The 18,954-nt window shown below is 56.0% G+C and carries 20 protein-coding genes and 1 tRNA gene; 13 read left to right on the top strand and 8 right to left on the bottom strand.

The genetic code is table 11. From position 1 onward, the window contains the following. The first annotated feature begins 47 nt into the window (after positions 1-47). Genes ACLM42_RS03275 through ACLM42_RS03260 form a run of 4 tightly spaced genes read left to right on the top strand, consistent with a single transcriptional unit; the run spans position 48 to position 2,605 of the window. The gene (locus ACLM42_RS03275; protein ID WP_247911938.1) at positions 48-683 is read left to right on the top strand and encodes a DUF3318 domain-containing protein; all 636 of its coding nucleotides are present in this window, start codon (positions 48-50) and stop codon (positions 681-683) included. Beyond that, positions 676-1,104 (top strand): ribosome silencing factor, encoded by a 429-nt coding sequence (gene rsfS, locus ACLM42_RS03270; protein WP_415399708.1) that lies wholly within the window; start codon positions 676-678, stop codon positions 1,102-1,104. The genes ACLM42_RS03275 and rsfS overlap by 8 nt, the downstream gene beginning before the upstream one ends. A gap of 12 nt (positions 1,105-1,116) precedes the next feature. Beyond that, entirely contained in the window at positions 1,117-1,629 is a 513-nt protein-coding gene (locus ACLM42_RS03265; RefSeq protein WP_247911350.1) for a CGLD27 family protein, read from the top strand. A gap of 1 nt (position 1,630) precedes the next feature. Then, a complete protein-coding gene (locus tag ACLM42_RS03260) occupies positions 1,631-2,605 on the top strand; it encodes an asparaginase (RefSeq protein ID WP_247911351.1) in 975 nt (324 codons plus the stop codon). On the opposite strand, the gene ACLM42_RS03255 is transcribed toward ACLM42_RS03260, so the two are convergent. After that, positions 2,602-3,249: a transaldolase family protein gene (locus tag ACLM42_RS03255; protein WP_415399707.1), complete on the bottom strand. Its 648-nt coding sequence runs from the start codon at positions 3,247-3,249 to the stop codon at positions 2,602-2,604. The genes ACLM42_RS03260 and ACLM42_RS03255 overlap by 4 nt on opposite strands. Before the next feature lie 73 nt (positions 3,250-3,322). On the opposite strand from ACLM42_RS03255, the gene ACLM42_RS03250 reads away from it, so the two are divergent. Together ACLM42_RS03250 and ACLM42_RS03245 are read left to right on the top strand one after the other, a co-directional pair. Further along, positions 3,323-3,399: transfer RNA gene (locus tag ACLM42_RS03250), tRNA-Met, on the top strand. A gap of 59 nt (positions 3,400-3,458) precedes the next feature. Next, complete coding sequence (locus ACLM42_RS03245; RefSeq protein WP_247911353.1) at positions 3,459-5,078, top strand: GMC oxidoreductase; 1,620 nt, start codon at positions 3,459-3,461, stop codon at positions 5,076-5,078. A gap of 8 nt (positions 5,079-5,086) precedes the next feature. Here ACLM42_RS03245 and ACLM42_RS03240 read toward each other — a convergent pair whose 3' ends face one another. Continuing rightward, positions 5,087-5,491, bottom strand: a complete 405-nt coding sequence (locus tag ACLM42_RS03240) for a DUF2811 domain-containing protein (protein WP_371820668.1) — start codon at positions 5,489-5,491, stop codon at positions 5,087-5,089. 368 nt (positions 5,492-5,859) lie between these two features. Beyond that, entirely contained in the window at positions 5,860-7,008 is a 1,149-nt protein-coding gene (locus ACLM42_RS03235; RefSeq protein ID WP_415399706.1) for a sirohydrochlorin chelatase, read from the bottom strand. Between the two features lie 61 nt (positions 7,009-7,069). Between ACLM42_RS03235 and ACLM42_RS03230 the strand changes: the two genes are divergently transcribed. Then, complete coding sequence (locus ACLM42_RS03230; RefSeq protein WP_415399705.1) at positions 7,070-7,744, top strand: hypothetical protein; 675 nt, start codon at positions 7,070-7,072, stop codon at positions 7,742-7,744. A gap of 73 nt (positions 7,745-7,817) precedes the next feature. Here ACLM42_RS03230 and ACLM42_RS03225 read toward each other — a convergent pair whose 3' ends face one another. The 3 genes from ACLM42_RS03225 to ACLM42_RS03215 all read right to left on the bottom strand — a co-directional run bounded on the left by ACLM42_RS03225 (position 7,818) and on the right by ACLM42_RS03215 (position 11,507). Then, positions 7,818-7,961 (bottom strand): chlorophyll a/b-binding protein, encoded by a 144-nt coding sequence (locus tag ACLM42_RS03225; RefSeq protein WP_247911356.1) that lies wholly within the window; start codon positions 7,959-7,961, stop codon positions 7,818-7,820. A gap of 99 nt (positions 7,962-8,060) precedes the next feature. Beyond that, positions 8,061-10,289 (bottom strand): cation:dicarboxylate symporter family transporter, encoded by a 2,229-nt coding sequence (locus tag ACLM42_RS03220; protein ID WP_415399704.1) that lies wholly within the window; start codon positions 10,287-10,289, stop codon positions 8,061-8,063. A 273-nt stretch (positions 10,290-10,562) separates the two neighbouring features. Continuing rightward, positions 10,563-11,507, bottom strand: coding sequence for a fatty acid desaturase family protein (locus ACLM42_RS03215; RefSeq protein WP_415399703.1), 945 nt, complete (start codon positions 11,505-11,507; stop codon positions 10,563-10,565). A 308-nt stretch (positions 11,508-11,815) separates the two neighbouring features. Here ACLM42_RS03215 and cfa point away from each other — a divergent pair, with 308 nt between their 5' ends. Together cfa and ACLM42_RS03205 are read left to right on the top strand one after the other, a co-directional pair. Next, positions 11,816-13,063: a cyclopropane fatty acyl phospholipid synthase gene (cfa, locus tag ACLM42_RS03210; RefSeq protein ID WP_415399702.1), complete on the top strand. Its 1,248-nt coding sequence runs from the start codon at positions 11,816-11,818 to the stop codon at positions 13,061-13,063. A gap of 7 nt (positions 13,064-13,070) precedes the next feature. Further along, entirely contained in the window at positions 13,071-13,952 is an 882-nt protein-coding gene (locus ACLM42_RS03205; RefSeq protein ID WP_415399701.1) for an RNA polymerase sigma factor RpoD/SigA, read from the top strand. A 31-nt stretch (positions 13,953-13,983) separates the two neighbouring features. Here the strand turns inward: ACLM42_RS03205 and ACLM42_RS03200 are convergent, their stop codons facing one another. Further along, positions 13,984-14,232, bottom strand: coding sequence for a ribbon-helix-helix domain-containing protein (locus ACLM42_RS03200; RefSeq protein ID WP_247911361.1), 249 nt, complete (start codon positions 14,230-14,232; stop codon positions 13,984-13,986). A 401-nt stretch (positions 14,233-14,633) separates the two neighbouring features. Here ACLM42_RS03200 and ACLM42_RS03195 point away from each other — a divergent pair, with 401 nt between their 5' ends. After that, positions 14,634-15,008 (top strand): hypothetical protein, encoded by a 375-nt coding sequence (locus tag ACLM42_RS03195; protein WP_415399700.1) that lies wholly within the window; start codon positions 14,634-14,636, stop codon positions 15,006-15,008. 110 nt (positions 15,009-15,118) lie between these two features. Beyond that, positions 15,119-16,003, top strand: a complete 885-nt coding sequence (locus tag ACLM42_RS03190; protein ID WP_415399699.1) for a diguanylate cyclase — start codon at positions 15,119-15,121, stop codon at positions 16,001-16,003. Between the two features lie 43 nt (positions 16,004-16,046). Here ACLM42_RS03190 and ACLM42_RS03185 read toward each other — a convergent pair whose 3' ends face one another. Continuing rightward, entirely contained in the window at positions 16,047-16,478 is a 432-nt protein-coding gene (locus tag ACLM42_RS03185) for an Hsp20/alpha crystallin family protein (protein WP_247911364.1), read from the bottom strand. A 160-nt stretch (positions 16,479-16,638) separates the two neighbouring features. Between ACLM42_RS03185 and ACLM42_RS03180 the strand changes: the two genes are divergently transcribed. After that, on the top strand, positions 16,639-17,916 hold the full coding sequence (locus ACLM42_RS03180) for an RtcB family protein (protein WP_247911365.1): 1,278 nt from the start codon (positions 16,639-16,641) through the stop codon (positions 17,914-17,916). A gap of 822 nt (positions 17,917-18,738) precedes the next feature. Further along, complete coding sequence (locus tag ACLM42_RS03175; protein WP_415399698.1) at positions 18,739-18,951, top strand: hypothetical protein; 213 nt, start codon at positions 18,739-18,741, stop codon at positions 18,949-18,951. Positions 18,952-18,954: the final 3 nt, after the last annotated feature.

Here is an 18,954-nt window from a genome sequence, read left to right as displayed (position 1 = left end):
ATCCAGCCGTGGCTAGTGTTGTCGGCAACACGCCTGAATGCGTCCCCATGAGCGAACTCCAGCGCCTGAAGGGGTTGCTGCCTCCCGAGATGCAGAGCTGGGTGTTTGTAGAAGCCGCGGCCTCGGCAGACCCGCCGCTGATCACCATCGAAGAGATCGGCCGGGATGAGGTGGAGGTTCAGCTCGACCTTCAAAAGTGGGATGCCCTGGCGATCGACCACCGCAACCTCCTCTTCTGGCATGAGGTGGGACGAATCCAGAACGACTCCGTTCCCCGTGATGGCTGGGAGATGGCCGCACTGGCCATTGGCCTGGGTGGGGCCATCGGTGAACTCTGGGTGCAGGACGGCCTGCTGCTGCTGATGGCCCTCGGCCTCTCCGGCTTTGCGGGCTATCGCCTCTATTTGAAAAACAACTCCGAAAAGCGTCTGCAGGACGCCATCGCCGCCGATGAACGGGCGATCGATCTGGCCTGCCGCTTTGGCTACACCCTGCCCAACGCCTACAAGAGCCTCGGCGGTGCCCTCAAGGAACTGGTGGAGCAGACCCGCAAGAAGAAAAAGCGGGGGTTCTACGAGGATCGGCTGGAGGCGCTGCGCAAGAGTGCAGGGAAAGCCCGGGCCGAGATGGCCCAGCAACAGGGCTCCCGACAATCCGTGAGCAGCGAGAACGTTTATGGCTGAGGCCCAAGCCACCAAGCCCAGTCCCGAACCCAACCGGCCCCGGCTCGACCTCGACGACAGCAAAGCGCTGGCCCTGCTGGCAGCTGACGCCTGCGATGACCGCAAGGCAACCGACATTGTTCTGATCCGGGTCGAGGAGATCTCTTCGATCGCTGACTGGTTCGTGATTGCCAGTGGCTTCACTGATGTCCAGGTGCGCGCCATGGCCCGATCTGTCGAAGACAAGCTCGAGGAGCACACCGCACGTCTACCCCTGCGGAAGGAAGGTCAAAACGAAGGACGCTGGGTCCTGCTCGACTACGGCGAGGTCATCGTTCATTGCCTCACCCCCGATGAGCGCAGTTACTACGACCTGGAGTCTTTCTGGGGCCACGGTGAGAAGGAGAGCTTCGTAGGCTCGCCTGACGCTCCACCGGCCTGAGCCGGACACTCAATGGCTGGCAGCGATCCTTCCCAAGGGCTGAGTAACAGCACTCCCTGTCCGGTCCCCCCAGAGCAGCGCCCGCTGGAGCAGTACAAGGAGCTGCAGAACTCCCTGTTCTTCGCCTGGGCCCAGCAGAACATCGCCCAGCCGCTGATTCAAAGCTGGCTGATTGCGATGCCGCTCACGCTTTATCTCGCCACCGGCAGTTTTCAGCTACGCCACGATCCAGCAGCGCTGACCGCCGCGGGTGCCGCTGGGGCCTGCGTGGTGCCGTTGCTCATGCTCACCCGCCAATGGCTGGGATGGAGAACCGTGCTGCGACGCCTGACCTCCACCCAGGTGGAGTACGAGGAATCGGGTTGGTACGACGGTCAGGTGTGGGAAAAACCGCTGGCCTGGCGGCAACAGGATCTTCTGGTCGCCACCCACGAGGTCAAACCGGTGCTGCGCAAGATCCAGCTGGCCCTGGCCACGACCGCAGGACTGCTGTTGCTCTCGACCGGACTCTGTCAGGCTCTCTGACATGACCTTCTCCAGCAGCTTCGGCAGCCGTCCTGGGGTGCCACCCCTCGAGGTGCGCCTAAAACGCAATGGGATTGGCGAATCGCTGCACCGCGTCCACGCCGTGGTCTGCGACCAGCGCGGCCGCGTCCTGATGCGGGCTGGAGATCCGCAGCAACTGAGCTTTATCCGTTCAGCCCTCAAGCCATTCCAGGCTCAGGTCTTTGTCAGCAGTGGAGCAGCCGATCTCGGCCAGCACGACGACCGCGCCCTTGCGATTGCCTGTGCCTCCCATGGCGGTGAAGCCGGCCAGGCCCGCGAAGCCTTCAAGATCCTCTGGAAGGCCGACCTCGAGAGCGAGCAGCTGCAGTGCCCCACCCCCGCGGGCAGGCAGAGTCCGCTCGAGCACAACTGCTCCGGCAAGCACGCCGCTTTTCTGGCAACCTGCCGCAAGATGCAATGGCCACTGGAGACCTACCTCCAGATCGAGCACCCCCTGCAGCAACAGGTGCTCAAGCGCGTCGGAGAACTCCTGGGGATGCCCGCCGCGGAGCTGATCACCGCCCGCGATGACTGCGGGGCACCAACCCTGCAACTGCAGCTAGCCCAAATGGCGCTGCTCTTTGCCCATCTCGGATCCGGTCAGCACCCTGAACTGGAGCGCCTGTCGCGCTCAATGTTGGCCCACCCCGATCTGATCGCCGGTGAGGGGCGTTTTGACACCGCCGTGATGCGCAGCAGCCATGGCCAGGTGCTGAGCAAGGGTGGAGCCGAAGGAATCCAGTGCCTTAGTCGCGTTGGCGAAGGCCTGGGACTAGCAATCAAGGTGGAAGACGGAGCCCGGCGGGCCAAGCAGGCGGTAGCCCTGCACCTAATGCAACAACTGGAGTGGCTCACGCCTCTCACCCTGGAGGAGCTCAGCGCTCAGTTCCTGGTCCCCAACCCCGCGGTCAAGCTCGAGGTCAGCGGCGAGCTGCGCTTCGATAACGGCAACTAGAGCGCGTCCAGCTCGAACTGGGCCGCTGCAGCTTCGGTGGCCTCAACGCTGAAGAGCGCCTCGGCGATGGCTGGACTGATGGTGAAGGTGTTCAGTCCCTCGGCCGCCAGACGCGGCAGGTCTGAAGGGCTGCGCAGGCTGGCCACCAGGAGGCGCAGAGTCGAACCGAGCGCATCGATGCAGCGCTGCATCTGAATCAGCTCAGCGTGACTGTCACGGCCCAAATCGCTAATACGCCCGAGGTAGGGGGCGACGTAGTCCACCCCCAGGGCAACCGCCAAGAGAACCTGCTGGGGTTCGTAGCAAGCGGTGAAGGTAATCCGGCAGCCCTCCTGCTGAAGGGTTCGAGCTGCCTCCAGGCCAGGCCGAGTGATGGGCAGCTTCACCCAGATCCGATCCGGGGCGATCTGGGCCAGGGCGCGACCGCAGCCCACCAGGTCGGTCCCCCAGGCCTGCAGGTGCAATTCCTGCACACCATGGGCCAGGGCCCGCTCAGCCAAGGTCCGGAGATTCTCCAGGCTGCAGGGCTGCCCCGCGCGCTTGAGCAGCGTGGGGTTGCATGTCACCCCGGCAAACAGGGAGGTCGGCAACCAGTGATCCCAGGCGCTGGGGTCGGCCGAATCCAGCAGGAGGTGCAGCGCCATGGGAGAAAACGGCTCCATCCATCCTGGCTCCATTGCCGGAGGGATCCGCTGTGCTGTAAGGTTTCTGGGACGCCGCGGGGTAGAGCAGTCTGGTAGCTCGTCGGGCTCATAACCCGAAGGTCGGTGGTTCAAATCCGCCCCCCGCCACCAACTCCAAAAGCCCCGGCCTTCTCTGAAGCGCCGGGGCTTTTTTAATGGCTGAAACCATGATGGCTTCAAGCAACCCTGACGCGATCGTCGTCGGCTCCGGGGCCACCGGAGGGGTGGCAGCCATGGCCTTAGCCCAAGCGGGCATGCGGGTTCTGGTGCTGGAGGCCGGCCCGGAGCTGAGCGCGAAGCGGGCCTTTGGCAGCGAGCCGCTGAACAGCCTTAAACGCCTCAGCAACATCAGCAGTGGCCGGCAGCGCATCGCCGCGAATCACCCGGGCTACTGGAAAGCCAACCCGGAACTGTTCGTCGATGAGCAGCGCAACCCCTACTCCACCCCCGGCGATCGGCCCTTCCTCTGGACCCGGGGGAGACAAGTGGGGGGCAAAAGCCTCACCTGGGGAGGCATCACCCTGCGGCTCTCCGACTACGAGTTCAAGGGGAGCAGCCGGGATGGCCATGGGATGGACTGGCCGATCGGCCACAGCGACCTTGCCCCCTGGTACGCCCAGCTGGAGACCCTATTGGCGGTCAAGGGGCATCGGGACGGCCTGGCTCAGCTTCCCGATGGGGAGTTCCAAGCCCCGCTGCCCCTGACGCCTGCCGAGGAACACCTGGGACGCTCCATCCAGCGGGACCTGGACCTTCCCTTGATCCAGTCCCGCGGCTTTGAGCTGCACCGCAACAACGGGGCACCCTGGCCGCGCTCCTGCTCCCAAGGGGGCGCCCTAGCGATCGCCCTGGCCAGCGGCCGGGTGGAGCTCCGCAGCAACAGCGTGGTCAGCCACGTGCTGATCGATCGCGCCAGCGGCCGCGCCAAAGGTGTCGAGGCCATCGATCGAAACAGCGGGGTGCACTTCAGCGCCGAGGCGCCCCTGGTGGTGCTCTGCGCCAGCACGATCGAGAGCCTCAGGCTGCTGCTCCACTCCCAACAGCAGAGCGGACTGGAGGACGTCAGTGGCAAGCTCGGGCTGGGCCTGATGGATCACATCTCCCGCAGCTGCTTCTTCTCGATCCCCGATCAGCCGGCCCCTGGGAGCAGCGAACTCTCCGGTGCGGGGAGCTGCTTCATCCCCAACACCCTGGAGTCGAGACAATTCAAGCGGGGCTATGGGCTCTGGTGCGGCATCCAGCGCTTTGATCCACCCCAACTGCTGCTGCGCGAGCGGGGCAGTGCGGTGGGTTTCTTGATCGGCCATGGCGAGGTCCTGAGCCAAGCCCATAACCAAGTGAGCCTTCACCCGGAGCGCCGGGACGCCTGGGGGATCCCGATTGCCCACATCGACTGCCGCTGGGGCGAAAACGAGCAGGCGATGGTCACGCACATGGGAGAGCGGATGCAGGCGGTGGTCCGCTCTGCGGGGGGGCAGATCAAGCCGCTCTCGGATCTCTTTGTGATGCCACTGATTGAACCGCTGGTGCAGGGCAGCCTGGCCCTCTCACCGGGGGCTGCGCCTCCGGGGTACTACATCCATGAACTCGGGGGCGCGCCAATGGCCGAGCGGGAAGAGCAGGGCGTGCTGAACCCCTGGAACCAGCTCTGGCGCACCCCGAACCTGCTGGTGACCGACGGCAGCTGCTGGCCCAGTGCGGGCTGGCAGAGCCCAACGCTCACAGAAATGGCCCTCACCTGGAGGGCCTGTGACCACGCCGCAGCGGCACTGAAACGCGGGGATCTTTGAGGCGGACCTCAGGAATCGGCGGCGCTGACGAAGAGACCGTTCAGATAGTGCTGGGTGACGGATTGATCGCTGCAGCCGTTCTGGAACAGGAACCCGGCCAGGGCCGAGGTGATCACCCGGTACTGATCCCAGTCAGGACGGTTGCTCAAGAAAGCCTTCATCCCATCGAAGAGGGCCTCAGGAACCTCTGCCTCCAGGCTGATCCGCGGGGCACCCTGGGGCTGCTCTGGGTCGGGCCCTGGCTCGGGCTCAGCCGCAACGGACTCAGGCTGCTTGAGGCAGCGGCTGAGGTGGGCCCTGTTCTGGTCTTCACCGAACAAGGGGTGACCGGAGGCCTTCCGCTCGGGCTTGTGCTGTGCACCAACGGCCTGCAGGCCATCAACACCCTGGTGATCCAAGCGGCTGCGCTCCAACAATTCACTCCTCTGACGCCCACCAGCAAGCCACAAAGCGACAGCCCCCGTCAAAGCGCGTGTCAAAGGCGACAACGTCGGGAGAGACAGACTGAGACAGCAGCCCCAGACGGGGGTCTCAGATTGATTCTCGGACCGCTCAAAGCGTCGACTAATCAGTCTCGGCGGGCTGTCAAGCGGCCAGCGAACGAAACCACGCAATCCCCAGGAACAGCACTAACGCAAGCATGCAGGTCGCGCAAGCTGTGGAAAACATCGCTTTTCCCTGGGGAAAAGGCGAAAGCCCTGGGGAAACACGGAAATGATAAGCAGGGCTTATTCGGGCCAGTCTCGTGGGACCCGCATGGATCCGAGACGGCTGAGCAGGGTCATATCGAGGGGTTTTCTTCCGATTTCGCGCGCGGCTTGTAGAGGGTGCGCGGACCCAGGGGGTGCTCAGCGTGGGGATAGGGGCTGTGGGTATGCCCGTGATCGTGATCGTGACTGTGATCGTGACTGTGGTCGTGGTCGTGGTCGTGATGGTGGTGATGCCCCAGAGGAATGGGGATGCCATCGGGCTGACAGGCACCGGTGCACTCGAGCTCACAGAGGGTGCAACCCTCGATCAGGCCCTCGACGTGGTGGTGGTGACTCTGCTGCGGGGCGCCCACCTCGGTCTCAAAGCCCAGCACCTGGGCGCGGTACTTGCAAAGCGAACAGTTCATCTGGGTCTCGCCGCGGACGACCTCCTCGACCCGCTCCTTAAAGGTGTCGATCACCAAGGGGTGATCCCCTAAGTAGGAGGCATCCACGAAGTCCACCTCGGGGTGGTCGGCCGCCACCAGCTGCGTGTGCTGGCGGATGCGGCTGACCAGAACCCCCGAGAAGAGGAAATAGGGGAAGACGATCACCCGTTTGAAACCCAGGCGCACCACGTGGCGCAGACCGGGCTCCACCAGGGGGAAGGTGACGCCCGAGTAGACGGTCTCGCCCCAGCCAAAGCCAAAGCCCTCCACCAGCATCCGCGTCACCTTGGAGACGTTGGAGTTGGCATCGGGGTCCGAAGAACCGCGGCCCACAACCACCAGCAGGGTCTCCGCCAGGGGCACCTCGGCTTGGGTGTTGGCCCCATCGAGGGCTTCCCGGATCCGGGCGCCAGCGGCCTGGATCATCTTGAGATCCACCCCCAGCTCCCGGCCGTAATCGATGCGCAGCCCGGTCTCAGCCGCGTAGCTATTGAGAACAGAAGGGATGTCGTTCTTGGCGTGGCCGGCGGCAAAGAGCATTCCGGGCACCGCCAGGACACGCTTGACCCCCTGGGCCCGCAGGCTGTCGAGCCCGTCGCGCAGGATCGGGCGGGCAAATTCCAGGTAGCCGTATTCGACCGGAACATCCGGAAGGTGGCGTCTCAGCCCCTCGGCCAGCTGGGCAAATTCGGTCACGGCCTGTTTGTTGCGGCTGCCGTGGCCGCAGATCATGACCCCGATCGGACCACCATCGACCGCCTGAAGATCCAGTTGCTGAGAGGGGTCTGTCATGGGAAGGCCTGCCTGACCTGACCCTATCGGCCTAGGGTGACCCAAAGCCAAGCATCAAAGCGTGCAGACGAGCGAGAACCACCGGTCCGGCGAGCTAAAGGAACTGGGCTGGAGCCCCGAAGACTGCCGTAAGTACGAAGAGCTCTGGGAATACCGCCATCGCTGGGGCGCCATCAACCTCGAGCGGGAGGACCGCATCTTCCTGCGCAAGGCCGAAGCCGCCCTGCCGAAGATCGTCACCGGCAAAGCCGAGAAGAAGAAGCTTCAGGACAAGTCCTACTACCGCTGGCTTGCCTTCTACCGCGATGCCATGGCCACAAGCGACAACGCCGCGGGCCTGGGTGAAGCGGAACTGGCCGCCTGGCCGATCCTGCTGCAGGAAGAGCTGCGGGCCATCGATTACTACCAGCCGGTCCTGGGCTTACCCGACACCTTGAAGGCCAAGGAATTGATCGCCATTCGCGAGCAGCTCGCCAGCAAGGCAGCTGCCGCAGGCCGCGTCAGCCAATTCGGCTTCGTCGATGTTCTCGAGGAGCTCAAGCGCAACGAGAAGACCAGCTGGAAACCCTTGCGCGGTGACGGCAACAACGAGACCAGCTACCCAGTCCTGCCGTCCGATGCCGCCGAAGCCTTCCGCCAGGAAGCCCGCTCGACCCTGACGACGGCTATCCGCGAGCTCTTCCCGTCCCTCAAGGACAGCGACAAGGAGCCCCCGGCTGCCGACTGGCAGCCCTGAGCGGGCGCTCCAGACAGCAAAAAGCCCCCGGCGCTGAGCGCCGGGGGCTTCGTCATGCCGATGAGGACGGCAATCAGCCGAGGCCGATCTGGGTCAGGATGCCCTGGCCGGTCAGCAGTTCGGTGGCCAGGCCGATCACAAAGCCCATCATGGCCAGGCGGCCATTCCAGGTCTCAGCGAAGTTGACGAAGCCGAAACGGGAATTGGAGTCAGCCATTGGAGACGTCGTTACGAAACGTGTAGCAAGTGTAAAGCCTTGTTACGCCCCTTGGGCGTGTCCAAGAAGACGGTTTCCCGTGCTTTGCAAGCGGCACCCCTAACGCTTCGGCAGCTCGACACCTTCAACCCAATGGGCATAGACGACCTTGCGGGTCCCGTCCATGTCTTGGAAGCGCAGCCAGGAATTCCAGACTCCCGCCAAGGGCTCGCTTCCCAACGGCAACTGGCGAGCTGCCGGCAGGCTTCTCAACGGCTGCGGTACGAGAAGAGTGAGGTTCGGCTGCAGAACATTCCAGGACGCCCCCTGCTGTGCAGTCACCAACACCGCATCCAGCCGCCCCGCCTGCAGGGCTTCAAGCAGCTCAGGAGTTCCTTGGGAACTGATGAACTTCGCCTGCGGCAACCAACCACTCACCAAGCGCAACAGAAACGGATCGTCAAAAGCGAGGCCCACCTGCAGACCCTTGAGCTCGGTCAGATCACTCCAGGCACGTTTGCTACTGAGGGCTGATCCCTTGATTAAAAGGGCAACGCCATAGGTCAGGTGGGAATCGGTGTAGCGGGTACGGGCCGCATCCATCGGAGCCATGACATCACTCGAAAGCTTCATGTCGCAGTAGCCGCGCTCGAGGGCCTCGAGGGTGTCAGGACGGGGTTGGTTCTGCTGACCGACGCGATTAATCAGCACGTAGCTGGATTTCAGGCCCATCTGCTTGGCAAAGAGCATGCCCATCTCCACATCGGCTCCGACTAGATCGCCAGCAGCGTTGCGATACGACATCGGGTAGTCCTGCTCGTGGACGCAGTAGCGAATCGCCCTGGCACGTCGAATGGCTTGCCAATTGCCGGGCCGCTCAACAGGGGACCATCCATCCACGACCGAAGCGCGGCCCTTGGCCAGGGCAAAACCCTGGTGCATCAACTGATCACGGTCGCTATTGCCAGGCTTGGGTAGCCATTGAAAACTGGCACGGCTCAACAGGACAAAACCAGGGAGAACCGCCAGGGCCGTTGCGGCCGGCAGAAGACGGTTGAAATGCTTCGGGAAGCCCTCCAGGGAAACCCAGGTGCCGATGATCACCAAGGCGATGACACTCATGCAGGCCAGCAAGGTGCCGAGGCGAGCCACTGCAACTTGGTCAATCGCGATGTAGAGCTGGACCAAATCACTGGGCAAGCCCATACGGTCCAGGAGAAAGGTCATGGCCAAGATCCCCTCAAGAAAGGCACTGGCCAAGCCAGTGAGCAGAAAGCCGGGCATCTCCTGGAAGCTGATGGCGTTACCGGTGAGCCAGCCCGCGAAGGGAACAAAAGCGAGAGAGAGCAGGCGACCCATATCTGGAAACACCAGAGCAAGGGGGGCGAGGACCTCAACAGGAAGGTCGACCTGATCTTTGATCTCCTGATCACTGACCCCTGGACTCGCCAGGGCAGCACGGGCTTCAAACAGGAGTTGTTTAGAGAGCTCGACCAGCATCGGCAAGACCACGAGCATGTTCGCTGTGGCGAATGCAATGGTGAGTGGAGTTCGGAACCGGCGCAAAAGCTGACGCGCGGGAATCGGCGTCACACCCGCAATCACCAAGGGCAAGACAAGACCAGCCATGAGAAGAGCGATGCCGCCCTGCAAAACGACATAAACAGCCAGGCGTGGTAGCTGTGAACTCTCCATGGATGCAGTGGCCGTCGCAAGGATGGCGAAGACACCAACCGGGGTAAAACGAGCCACAAACGCAGAGATCCCAAGCAGGGCGTCGGCAATCCGATCAAAGACATCAATCAATGGTTGCCGTTTGGGTACGGCAATCAGTGCGATCCCAAGGGCGAGTGAAAACAAAACAACAGCCGGGATCTGGGTATCAGCAAAGGCTGCAAAGGGATTGACAGGAATGAAGAGTTCAGTGAGATCGAGAGGTTTCGGGGCCTGGAGCAGGTTTGGCTTAAAAAACGAAGCGTCATGCCAACTCGGGAACCCAACGGGCACGAGGAGGACCGCAAGAAGTACGACAGCCCAAAAACTGATCAGGACCAGGGCCGAACGGCCGAGCAGGCGGCTGGCCTGAGCCAGGTGCAAACGACCGACACCAGCGATCAAAGAAACGCTCAGAAAAGGCAAGACCGGCATCTGAAAAAGACGCAGAAAGCCATCTCCAACGGGGCTAAGGGGCCCTAGCAGTGGAGGCGGGAGCAGGCGTCCCGCCAGGAGTCCCGCGACAAGGCCCTGAAGAATTTGGATGGCGAGGGACTGCCGAATGAACCCGTGGTAGAGCCTGAGCAGCCAACTCAGGGGTGGGAGATGCAGCAGAGAGAGCTTGCTGTCGTCCACGGAGCCAGGGCGCTTTATAGGAAGGGTGGAAAGGCCGATACCTTTCGCCAACTACAAGGGCACGAACTGAGACATCGCCATCTGGGGTCAAAGGGCGTACGCCCCCCAGAAAGATGTGAAGGGGCCAGGAGTTGATTCGCCTAAGAATTAATGAACCAAACTGGACGATGCAAGACAGATCATAGAAGAAGAATAGAAGTAGCCAGGATGAGGTATTAGATCTTCAACGCTAGGGAGCATTAAGCGATGAAGCAATCACGAAGTCGAAATACATCAAGCCAAAGTGCGGATGGCAGCCCAATAACTTGGATAAGTCGGCAGAGGCCGGAGCTGGTAAGAAGCAATTAGAGCTTCCACTCGACGGGTCGCAGCAGGGAGAGCAGAGGCAGGAATCGCAGGGAAAGCGTGGTGGACACTGTGATAAGGAAGGCCACCCATGAAAAAGTTGACCCAATTAGGGACATGAATGGTGCTTGAAGCGTAGAGCTGCGTCAGAATGGGATGAGGGCAATTGGCGGCTAAACCCCAATGCTCGATAAGAGCACGTAGCTGAAGGAAACCGCCAGCCAGACGTTCAACAACAATCCATGAAAAGAGATATTGGGGAAGGCAGTGAAGGTAGGTTGCGAGAGCAAGGAATAGAGCCTGTGTGACGGCAATACCGGCGAGGTCAACGAACAGACATCGGCTTAAACGAAAATCAGTTGAGCGCAAGACGAAGGAAGCATGAAATGTATGAACAATCAGACCGATACCGCCAAGGACGAACACATGCCACCACAGAGGATGACGAGCCTTCCAACCAAGCGAGCCCAACGTGCCTGGGAGGGGCTGGACACGTTCAGGGTCACGGGGATCGATGGAATTCCAAGAATGGTGGCGAAGATGAAGGAGGCGATAACTGGAGGAAGGCCAAGCCATGGGCCACCCAATCAGCAATGAGAAAACAAACTCAAGAGCAGGCAACCCGAGCAGTGTTCCATGACATGCCTCATGGCTTGCAATCAACAAAAAAGTTACTGCAGCTGCAATTAGAAATAAGCCAATGGCACGAAGCAATAAGAAATGAGGGACCCAATAAAGGAATGTGCCTAAAGCCAGGGTAAGTAAAAGGATCAGAAGGCGGAGATAACCAAAACGGGTGGGAGCTCCACTTAAAGAATTCAATTCATGACGAAGGGCCTTCACCACTGAAGGGACGGAAGAGAAAGCCGCCATAAAGAGAACAGAAGCAAATCAATCTAATGAAGGAAATGACAGTCAATCACGGTGCAGCAGATAAGCACCAAGAAGGGTGCACCGAATAGAAGGAACAGAAGGACAGGAACATCAACTAGTGATGCCGATAAGTGAACAGAGGAGTGAATGCAAAACGATCCAAGAAACAAAGAGAGCTAAAAGCTGAACGACTGAGCTGCAGGGAAGACCGTCGAAGACCTAATGCTGCGCTGAAACTGCAGCAGATCTGAAACAAGGCGAACGCAGTTCCGAAAATAGAGGTTAGTTAATATCAATCGGAAATGGCCATGAAGATTCCCTTGGCACTGACATCAGCTACTGAGGCTGCAGATGTCCATTTCAATGGAAGACGGCCGTGGGATGTTCAGGTCAACAACCCAAGACTCTATGGGGAGATCCTACGTCGAGGGTCCTTGGGGTTTGGCGATGGATATGTGGATGGAGACTGGGACTGTGATGATCTCTGCGAACTGATTAACCGTCTATTAAGGGCTAAGGCGAATCGACCTTTGAGCTGGTGGACGAGAACAACTGAAGGCTGGAGATGGGTGCAAGAGAGACTTGTCAATCAGCAGTCAGAAGAAAGAACACGTCAAAGAACGAGCCAGCACTACGACATCAATCCAGAGCTATATAGAGCGATGCTAGGGAAAACGATGGCCTACAGCTGTGGCTATTGGCGTAATGCAAAGAGCCTAGACCAAGCACAAGAAGCAAAACTAGAGTTGATATGCAAGAAACTAGAGTTGAAAGAAGGTGAAAGGCTATTAGACCTGGGATGCGGATGGGGCTCACTGGCGAAACATGCAGCCGAGAACTACGGAGCAAGAGTCACTGGAATAACAGTGTCGAGAGAGCAGGCTGCATATCTCAAGGAGCGAACGACATGGCAAGACATCAGGGTCAAGGTATGTGACTATCGGCATCTCAATGACTTAGGTGAGGAGCCATTTGACAAGATTGCTTCGGTTGGCATGTATGAGCATGTAGGAAGGCTGAACGATAAAAGGTTCTGTAACGTGGTCAGCAAGGCCTTAAGACCGGAGGGATTGGCACTCATCCACACAATTGGTTCAATCGAGACAACGCACCGGACGGATGAGTGGATTGATCGCTATGTCTTTCCTGGGGGCCGACTTCCATCAGCGGTGGATCTCTGCAAAGGACTAGAGAAGAAGTTCATCATTGAAGACTGGGAAAGCTTCGGCACCGACTACGAAAGGACCTTGCGCTGTTGGCATGAAAACCTACTTCAATCAAAACAAAACCAAGATTTGGTTCTTGACGATCGAGGCTACCGATTCTGGAAGTTCTACCTACTGAGTTGTGCAGGTTTTTTTAGATCGCGACAAGGTCAGCTGTGGCAAGTGGTACTGAGCAGGCCAGAGAGAACTGATACTTATCGGTCATGGAGACCTGCAAGAACTAGAGATGAGGAATGTCCTGCGCTGCAAGTTGAGGCATTCAAAGGTCAACTGAGCTGCAGCGATGGAAAAGAACGGAAGATTGAAGGCAAGCTAAGAGCCAGCCTTTAACCAGATCATGGGCGATACCTTCGGGGACTATCTACGTACGATTGGAAGGGTACCGTTATTGACGGCGCAGGAGGAGATTCATCTCGGCTTAATTGTGAAGGAGTGGAAGGAGACAGACGGACCCTCGCGCTCGTTAGAGAAGAGAGGGAAGAGAGCAATGAATAGGATTGTCACAGCAAATTTGCGTTTGGTGGTGACTGTCTGCCTGAAATACAAAAGACGGCTAAGTCAATACGGTCATGACCCGATGGATCTTGTTCAGGCAGGAAACCTAGGATTGCTGAGAGCATCAGAGAAATATGATCCCAGTCGGGGATATAAGTTTTCTACATATGCGTACTGGTGGATAAGGCAGTCAATTAATAGACACTTGCAAGAACATAGTGGAAATATGCGGATACCTCCAACGCTGACTAACCTGGCGCAAAAGGTTCACATGGCTCAGAGCGTAAGTGAGGATGGGACGACATTGGAGGAGCTGGCGGGAGCATTAGGTGAATCGTCCAAGAGAATCTTGCACGCGCTGACAGTAAACTATCGTGGCAACACTGTGTCACTCGATCAACAGCTTTCAAGTTCAGATGGGTCGATGACCTTACTCGATACAGTGTCAGATGGGATTGGGCCAGAAATCGAAGAAGACTACACCTGGATGCACGATCAGATGGAGATTCTGTCAGCACCAGAGTTTGATGTGATAAGGCTGCGTTATGGGGAAGAAAAACAACGGTCCTACGCTGATGTCGCAAAGCTGATGGGTCGCTCAAAAGACCAAGTGCAGCGCCTCGAACGTTACGCGCTCATCAAATTGAGGAAGAAGATTATGCCCATGCTGAATCCAGAGTTGACAACCTGGAGTGAACAGGCCAAAGCCCCAAAGAATGTCTAACTCCTTGGGGCCACAGGCTAAAAGGAAAGGGTCAGAGACGACGGTAGGCGTTAGGAGCACCACGCTCAAACTTATTACTCGTAGCTTGGGCAAGCGGTTGAGCAGGCAGTGATTGCTTGTGGCTGTCACGCAGAGCGTCTTCGAGAAGAAAAGCACAGAGATTGGATACAGAACGTCCTTCCTCCTCGGATCGATTTAAGAGTTCCTCATGAACGTGATAGCTCAAGGTAATAGAAATACGGCGTGGTTGACGCTGGAGCACACGAACGCGGTCATTCATAGGAAAATGGAGAATGAGAGGATTGGTGAACTGGAAGGTCTCCCCTACCAATCATGAGAATAGAAGCTTTAGAGAGGTCAAAATACAGAGAACAGAGTCAAAAGCAGGACGGATCCGCAGCATGCTGCAGAAGGTAGAGGGAACAATGAAGCGAAGTGAGGCATAGGGGAAGGATGAATCAGGTGACATGGAGTTGTGAACCAAGAGAGAAAAAGGGGGAGGTCAAAGGAGGATGAAGGAATCTCATGTGATTAAGAAGCCGAGAAAAAGGGAGAAGAAAAGAATGGAAGGTCGTAAGAACTAGATGAGAGGAGGATATGCAGCAGATACTGAGCAGATCTACCGAAAAGCGGTTCATAACCGCAAGAGTCAGCTATCTATAGAGTAACGGAGAAACAAATATGATTCAGGCAAAAACTGCACTCAAGGCAGAGTCCAGATTCACCAAGGGGATGCCGAGGCACTCGGGATGTGGGACGAGGTCCAGGGGAAGGGAAGAGAAAAGTGCCAGGAACGAAAGACTACAGATTTTAGAAGAGAATAGTAGAGAGATAGACCATATGTGCCACAGAGAAGCAAGAGGGGATAAAGAGAGGAGGAAGGGGATAGATAGTAAAACAAGATTTCAGGCAGGATTGAGCAAAGAGATTAGAACAGGCAAAAAAGAAGAACAGTCATTGAAAGGCAGAGAACAGAAAGAAGAAAAGAAGAAGCTGGGTGTGGTAAACGCCAAGATAAGGATGGAAGAAAGAAGAGCTGCGGCAGAGGAAGAATGACCATGAGGGCAGCGAGCTATCCAGTACCAAAAGACGAGGAACAAAGACTCCGAGACCTAAGAAGACATGGGGTACTAGACACAAACCATGATGAGAATTTCGAGCGGATTGTGAGTCTGACCGCAGAAGTTTTTGATGCTCCAATAACAATGATATCTTTGGTGGATCAGCAACGTCAGTGGTTTTTGGCTAGTAACGGATTGAATGTGACAGAAACGCCGAGAGAAGTAGCATTCTGCGCTTACACAATCAATCAGGACAAGTCTCTGATCGTTCCAGACGCAAAAGTCGACTATCGCTTCAGACAAAATCCACTTGTAACAGGCTCACCGTATATACGCTTCTATGCAGGAACACCACTGAAGTCAACTAGAGGTCACAATTTGGGGACGCTGTGCATTGTCGATAACAAGGAACGAGAACTGAACGAGAAAGAAGTCAGGATCTTAGAATTATTAGCTCAATTGGTAATACGTGAACTGGAGTTAAGGCGCAAGGCCTTGATCTGCCCACTGACTGAAGTATTCAACAGAGAGAGCTTTTTGCAACTTGCAAAGATCGAGACGCAAGAAGCGAAAGACAAAGGGAAAGGGCTAAGCCTACTGTTATTTGACATCGATAACTTTGGTCAAATCAACAATCGATGGGGACATGAGGCGGGGAATCGGGTATTAAAGGAAATCTGTAGTGCGGTAAAGTCCTTACTCGAGGAAAGTGATTTATTTGGCCGAGTTGGTGATAACGAGTTTGCTGTCTTAATGCTAGACAGAGAGATGGAGTCATGCCTCGAGTTATCAGAGAGGATAAGAGTAGTCTTAGAAGAGCAGAAAGGTGTCTTTGATCATTCGGACTATCAACCATTAATGAGTGGCGGTTTGACCAATATGTCGACAACCGATAACTCGTTTTTTGAGATATTAAAGCGATGTCAGGATGCACTTGACTTAGCGAAAGGCAATGGACGTAATCAGGTTGTAAGAATGCTAAGCCAATAAGAACCGCCTACGTAATGTAGGCGGTTAGGATTAGCTGAAGGATCTAGTTGACTGGAACCGGACGGTCCTCCTCGATTTGAGAGACATCATGCTTAGCGATGGTGACCGTTAGCTCGCCATGCTCACAAGTGGCCGAGATCTCAGCGGTGTTGACATCGTCTGGCAAAGAGAAGCTGCGGCAAAAACTGCCATAGGCTCTCTCAAGACGATGGAAGCGGGGTCGAAGCTCACGATCTTCGAGCGTACGCTCACCCTGAATCGTTAGTCGATTACCTGAAAGACTGACAGTAATATCTTGCTTTTGAAGCCCGGGGACATCAGCCTTGATTTGATACTGAGAATCGCTTTCAAAGATATCAACCCGTGGGCCGATATCAAGTGAACTCGGTGAAGCAATCCTGACACCAGGCCAACTCAGGGTTCGATCAAGGATGGACTGAATGTCGGTAAGGGGCTCCCATTTTGCGAGGTCCATGAGAAAGCTTGTATGTTGCTAAGTGCCAACGAAAGGTAGAATCAAGAAAAGCAGATAACAGAGTGAGAAGCAAAACTGGATCAGATGTACGGCATTATTGGTGAAGAAGGTAGGAAGCTAGAGCTAATAAGAACAAGATGGATAGACAGGTAAAGACGAGATGAATGAAGAACAGAGGCAGAGATTTGTGAAGGGACCAAAAGGAGAGTGGCAACAATATCAGAACTGGCAATGGGTCTTGGAACCAAGGGATAGGATGAATGTAGCTATTAGATTTCTGGGTTCTGAAAAACGATTAAGGACATTTGATGAGTCCCTAATTGAAGAAGCATGCGAGATTGCAGGTTTGCCAGGGCTAATGACACCTGTGGTGTTAATGCCCAACACGCATAGGAGGTTTGGTTCGCTCTATGGATATGTCGCAGCATTTAGAAAGGGAAGGGAATCACTCATTCGACCTGGTGCTATCGAAATTGATAATGCCTGGGGGAGTCGCCTTCTAAAAACAAATCTCAAACGTGATGTAGTGGAAGAAGAGAGGGAGAAATTAGCTCATGTACTAGAGACTAGAATCGTAGAAGGCCTGAAGAATCGAGGATTTGAGAACTATGGAATGGACTCGATCGAACGTCTATTGAGAAATGGGGCTCACTGGATAACAGAACAGGGAATTGGATACCTTGAAGATCTAGTAAGATGCGAAGATCTGGGAAGAATGCAATACGCCGATCCGGGGGCAATCTCGGCACAGGCAAAAATGGCATTTAAGGATCGACTCAGTCATATTGGCAATGGAAATCATCATCTAGAGATACAAGTGATAGATCAGACCTTTGATCTAGAACGGTTAAACGCATTAGGTTTAGGGGAAGCAGATGTACTCGTTTTGATTGAGGCCGGATCGGCAGGTCTGAGTCAAAAGATATGTCGCGAAGAAACAGTGATTCTCGGAAAAGACCTATGGCAGCCCATTGAGTCTCAACACGGCAAAGAACTACTTGGGTCAATGCATGCCTGTCTCAATGCTGCTGCAGCTTATCGACAGCTATTAACTCATCTCGTACGAGAAGCCATTGGGAGTATATGGCCTGATAGTCAAATCACAAATATTGTTGATATGTCCTCGAATAGCTACAAGCGAGAGCAGCATGTCATTGGTCATGACAGCGTAGATCTATGGATTTGGCGTAGGGGTGCTGTACATGCCAATGGTCCATCGCACTACACAGAAAATGGGGAATACGAGTCAATGGGACGACCACTGATTCTCGGGGGAGCAATGGGCTCACATACAACCATTCTGTGTGGAGTCGATCAATCAGAAGAGCTCGCACTCTCCAGTGCACCATATGGAGCAGGGGCGGATGAATTGGCCGAGCAAGTAGGACTTGCACGGCCAATCGCTCGGCTAAAACCACTGTTTTGCCTTCAAGGCTAGGATCAGATCAGTGGTGCTGATTGAGTGCGAGTTCGTCTGAGAGACTCATCAAGATCGCAGGGCGTGTAATCACCGCAGCATTGGTTGCCAGAGGTATGCGGCCAAAAGGCTATCGGCAATTGAAAGTCTGCAGAAAAAAGATCAGAGGAAATGGAGGAGAAGTTGCGCGCTCCATTACTAATTTCTATTGACTCCATACGATAGTGAGCTGGTGCATGACGAGTACATGGTGCAAGATTACCAAGATTAGAGTTTTGCAGCCCATTGGCTTGATCCCAATAGGAACATGTCTGGCAGTGCTGATGGTTCATCGTAGGATTATGACCAATCCGATTTAAGAAATGACAGTCAGCGGAGGGAAGAAAGTGCAGCCGATAAAGCACAGAATTACCGCAACAAGAAAGCAGCTAAGAATGAACTGGCGAACAAAGAGATGAGTTATCGCGAAAGGATCAAGATAAGGAAATGCACCGAGCGCGCATCAAATAGCGCAAAAGATAAAATACACTGAGGAAATATTCAATGTGGCAATAGGTAGCAAGCGAAAAACACTTTAGGGACATCAATAAGACCTACCAGAAAAGAAATAGAGATAAAGATCAAAGAGCATCAGTTATGAGGCAGATCGGAGAATTGCTCAAGCCGCTTGGAGTAACTGGGTTAAGTAGGGATGCAATCAATCAGATAGGCGTGCAACTCGAACCGAATCGAAGGATCCGATGAAGCCGGCCCCAGAGCAGCAAGGCCCCATCGAGCCGCATGGTGTGGCAAAGTGATGCAGAACGCAGCGAGTTCAACCCAGAGACGCTCTAGGCAAAGCTGATGACACGCAAGCAACTGTCAATGGTTTTGCCACCAGAGCTGCTGGAGCAGATCAAGGCACGAGCGAACAGCTTGGGCATCAGCACTACGGCCTACATCACCCGCTTGGTACGGCGTGATTTGGGGTTGGAGGTCATGGGGGACGTTGAATCGCGCCTGGAGGAGCTGGAAAACCGGCTAAAGGCCCTTGAACCACCCAGAAGAGACGCTTGAATC

This window comes from Synechococcus sp. W4D4 (assembly GCF_047716805.1).
Lineage (GTDB): Bacteria > Cyanobacteriota > Cyanobacteriia > PCC-6307 > Cyanobiaceae > Vulcanococcus.
This window is presented reverse-complemented; position numbering and strand designations above follow the sequence as displayed.

What these genes read in the sequence shown, in the direction of transcription:
- ACLM42_RS03200 (WP_247911361.1), bottom strand. Translation starts at nt 14,232, where the DNA reads ATGAATGACCGCGTTCGTGTGCTCCAGCGTCAACCACGCCGTATTTCT.
- ACLM42_RS03205 (WP_415399701.1), top strand. Translation starts at nt 13,071, where the DNA reads ATGGGCGATACCTTCGGGGACTATCTACGTACGATTGGAAGGGTACCG.
- ACLM42_RS03175 (WP_415399698.1), top strand. Translation starts at nt 18,739, where the DNA reads ATGACACGCAAGCAACTGTCAATGGTTTTGCCACCAGAGCTGCTGGAG.
- rsfS (WP_415399708.1), top strand. Translation starts at nt 676, where the DNA reads ATGGCTGAGGCCCAAGCCACCAAGCCCAGTCCCGAACCCAACCGGCCC.
- ACLM42_RS03185 (WP_247911364.1), bottom strand. Translation starts at nt 16,478, where the DNA reads ATGGACCTCGCAAAATGGGAGCCCCTTACCGACATTCAGTCCATCCTT.
- ACLM42_RS03265 (WP_247911350.1), top strand. Translation starts at nt 1,117, where the DNA reads ATGGCTGGCAGCGATCCTTCCCAAGGGCTGAGTAACAGCACTCCCTGT.
- ACLM42_RS03275 (WP_247911938.1), top strand. Translation starts at nt 48, where the DNA reads ATGAGCGAACTCCAGCGCCTGAAGGGGTTGCTGCCTCCCGAGATGCAG.
- ACLM42_RS03225 (WP_247911356.1), bottom strand. Translation starts at nt 7,961, where the DNA reads ATGGCTGACTCCAATTCCCGTTTCGGCTTCGTCAACTTCGCTGAGACC.
- ACLM42_RS03235 (WP_415399706.1), bottom strand. Translation starts at nt 7,008, where the DNA reads ATGACAGACCCCTCTCAGCAACTGGATCTTCAGGCGGTCGATGGTGGT.
- ACLM42_RS03215 (WP_415399703.1), bottom strand. Translation starts at nt 11,507, where the DNA reads ATGGCGGCTTTCTCTTCCGTCCCTTCAGTGGTGAAGGCCCTTCGTCAT.
- ACLM42_RS03195 (WP_415399700.1), top strand. Translation starts at nt 14,634, where the DNA reads ATGATTCAGGCAAAAACTGCACTCAAGGCAGAGTCCAGATTCACCAAG.
- ACLM42_RS03180 (WP_247911365.1), top strand. Translation starts at nt 16,639, where the DNA reads ATGAATGAAGAACAGAGGCAGAGATTTGTGAAGGGACCAAAAGGAGAG.
- ACLM42_RS03260 (WP_247911351.1), top strand. Translation starts at nt 1,631, where the DNA reads ATGACCTTCTCCAGCAGCTTCGGCAGCCGTCCTGGGGTGCCACCCCTC.
- cfa (WP_415399702.1), top strand. Translation starts at nt 11,816, where the DNA reads ATGAAGATTCCCTTGGCACTGACATCAGCTACTGAGGCTGCAGATGTC.
- ACLM42_RS03245 (WP_247911353.1), top strand. Translation starts at nt 3,459, where the DNA reads ATGGCTTCAAGCAACCCTGACGCGATCGTCGTCGGCTCCGGGGCCACC.
- ACLM42_RS03255 (WP_415399707.1), bottom strand. Translation starts at nt 3,249, where the DNA reads ATGGCGCTGCACCTCCTGCTGGATTCGGCCGACCCCAGCGCCTGGGAT.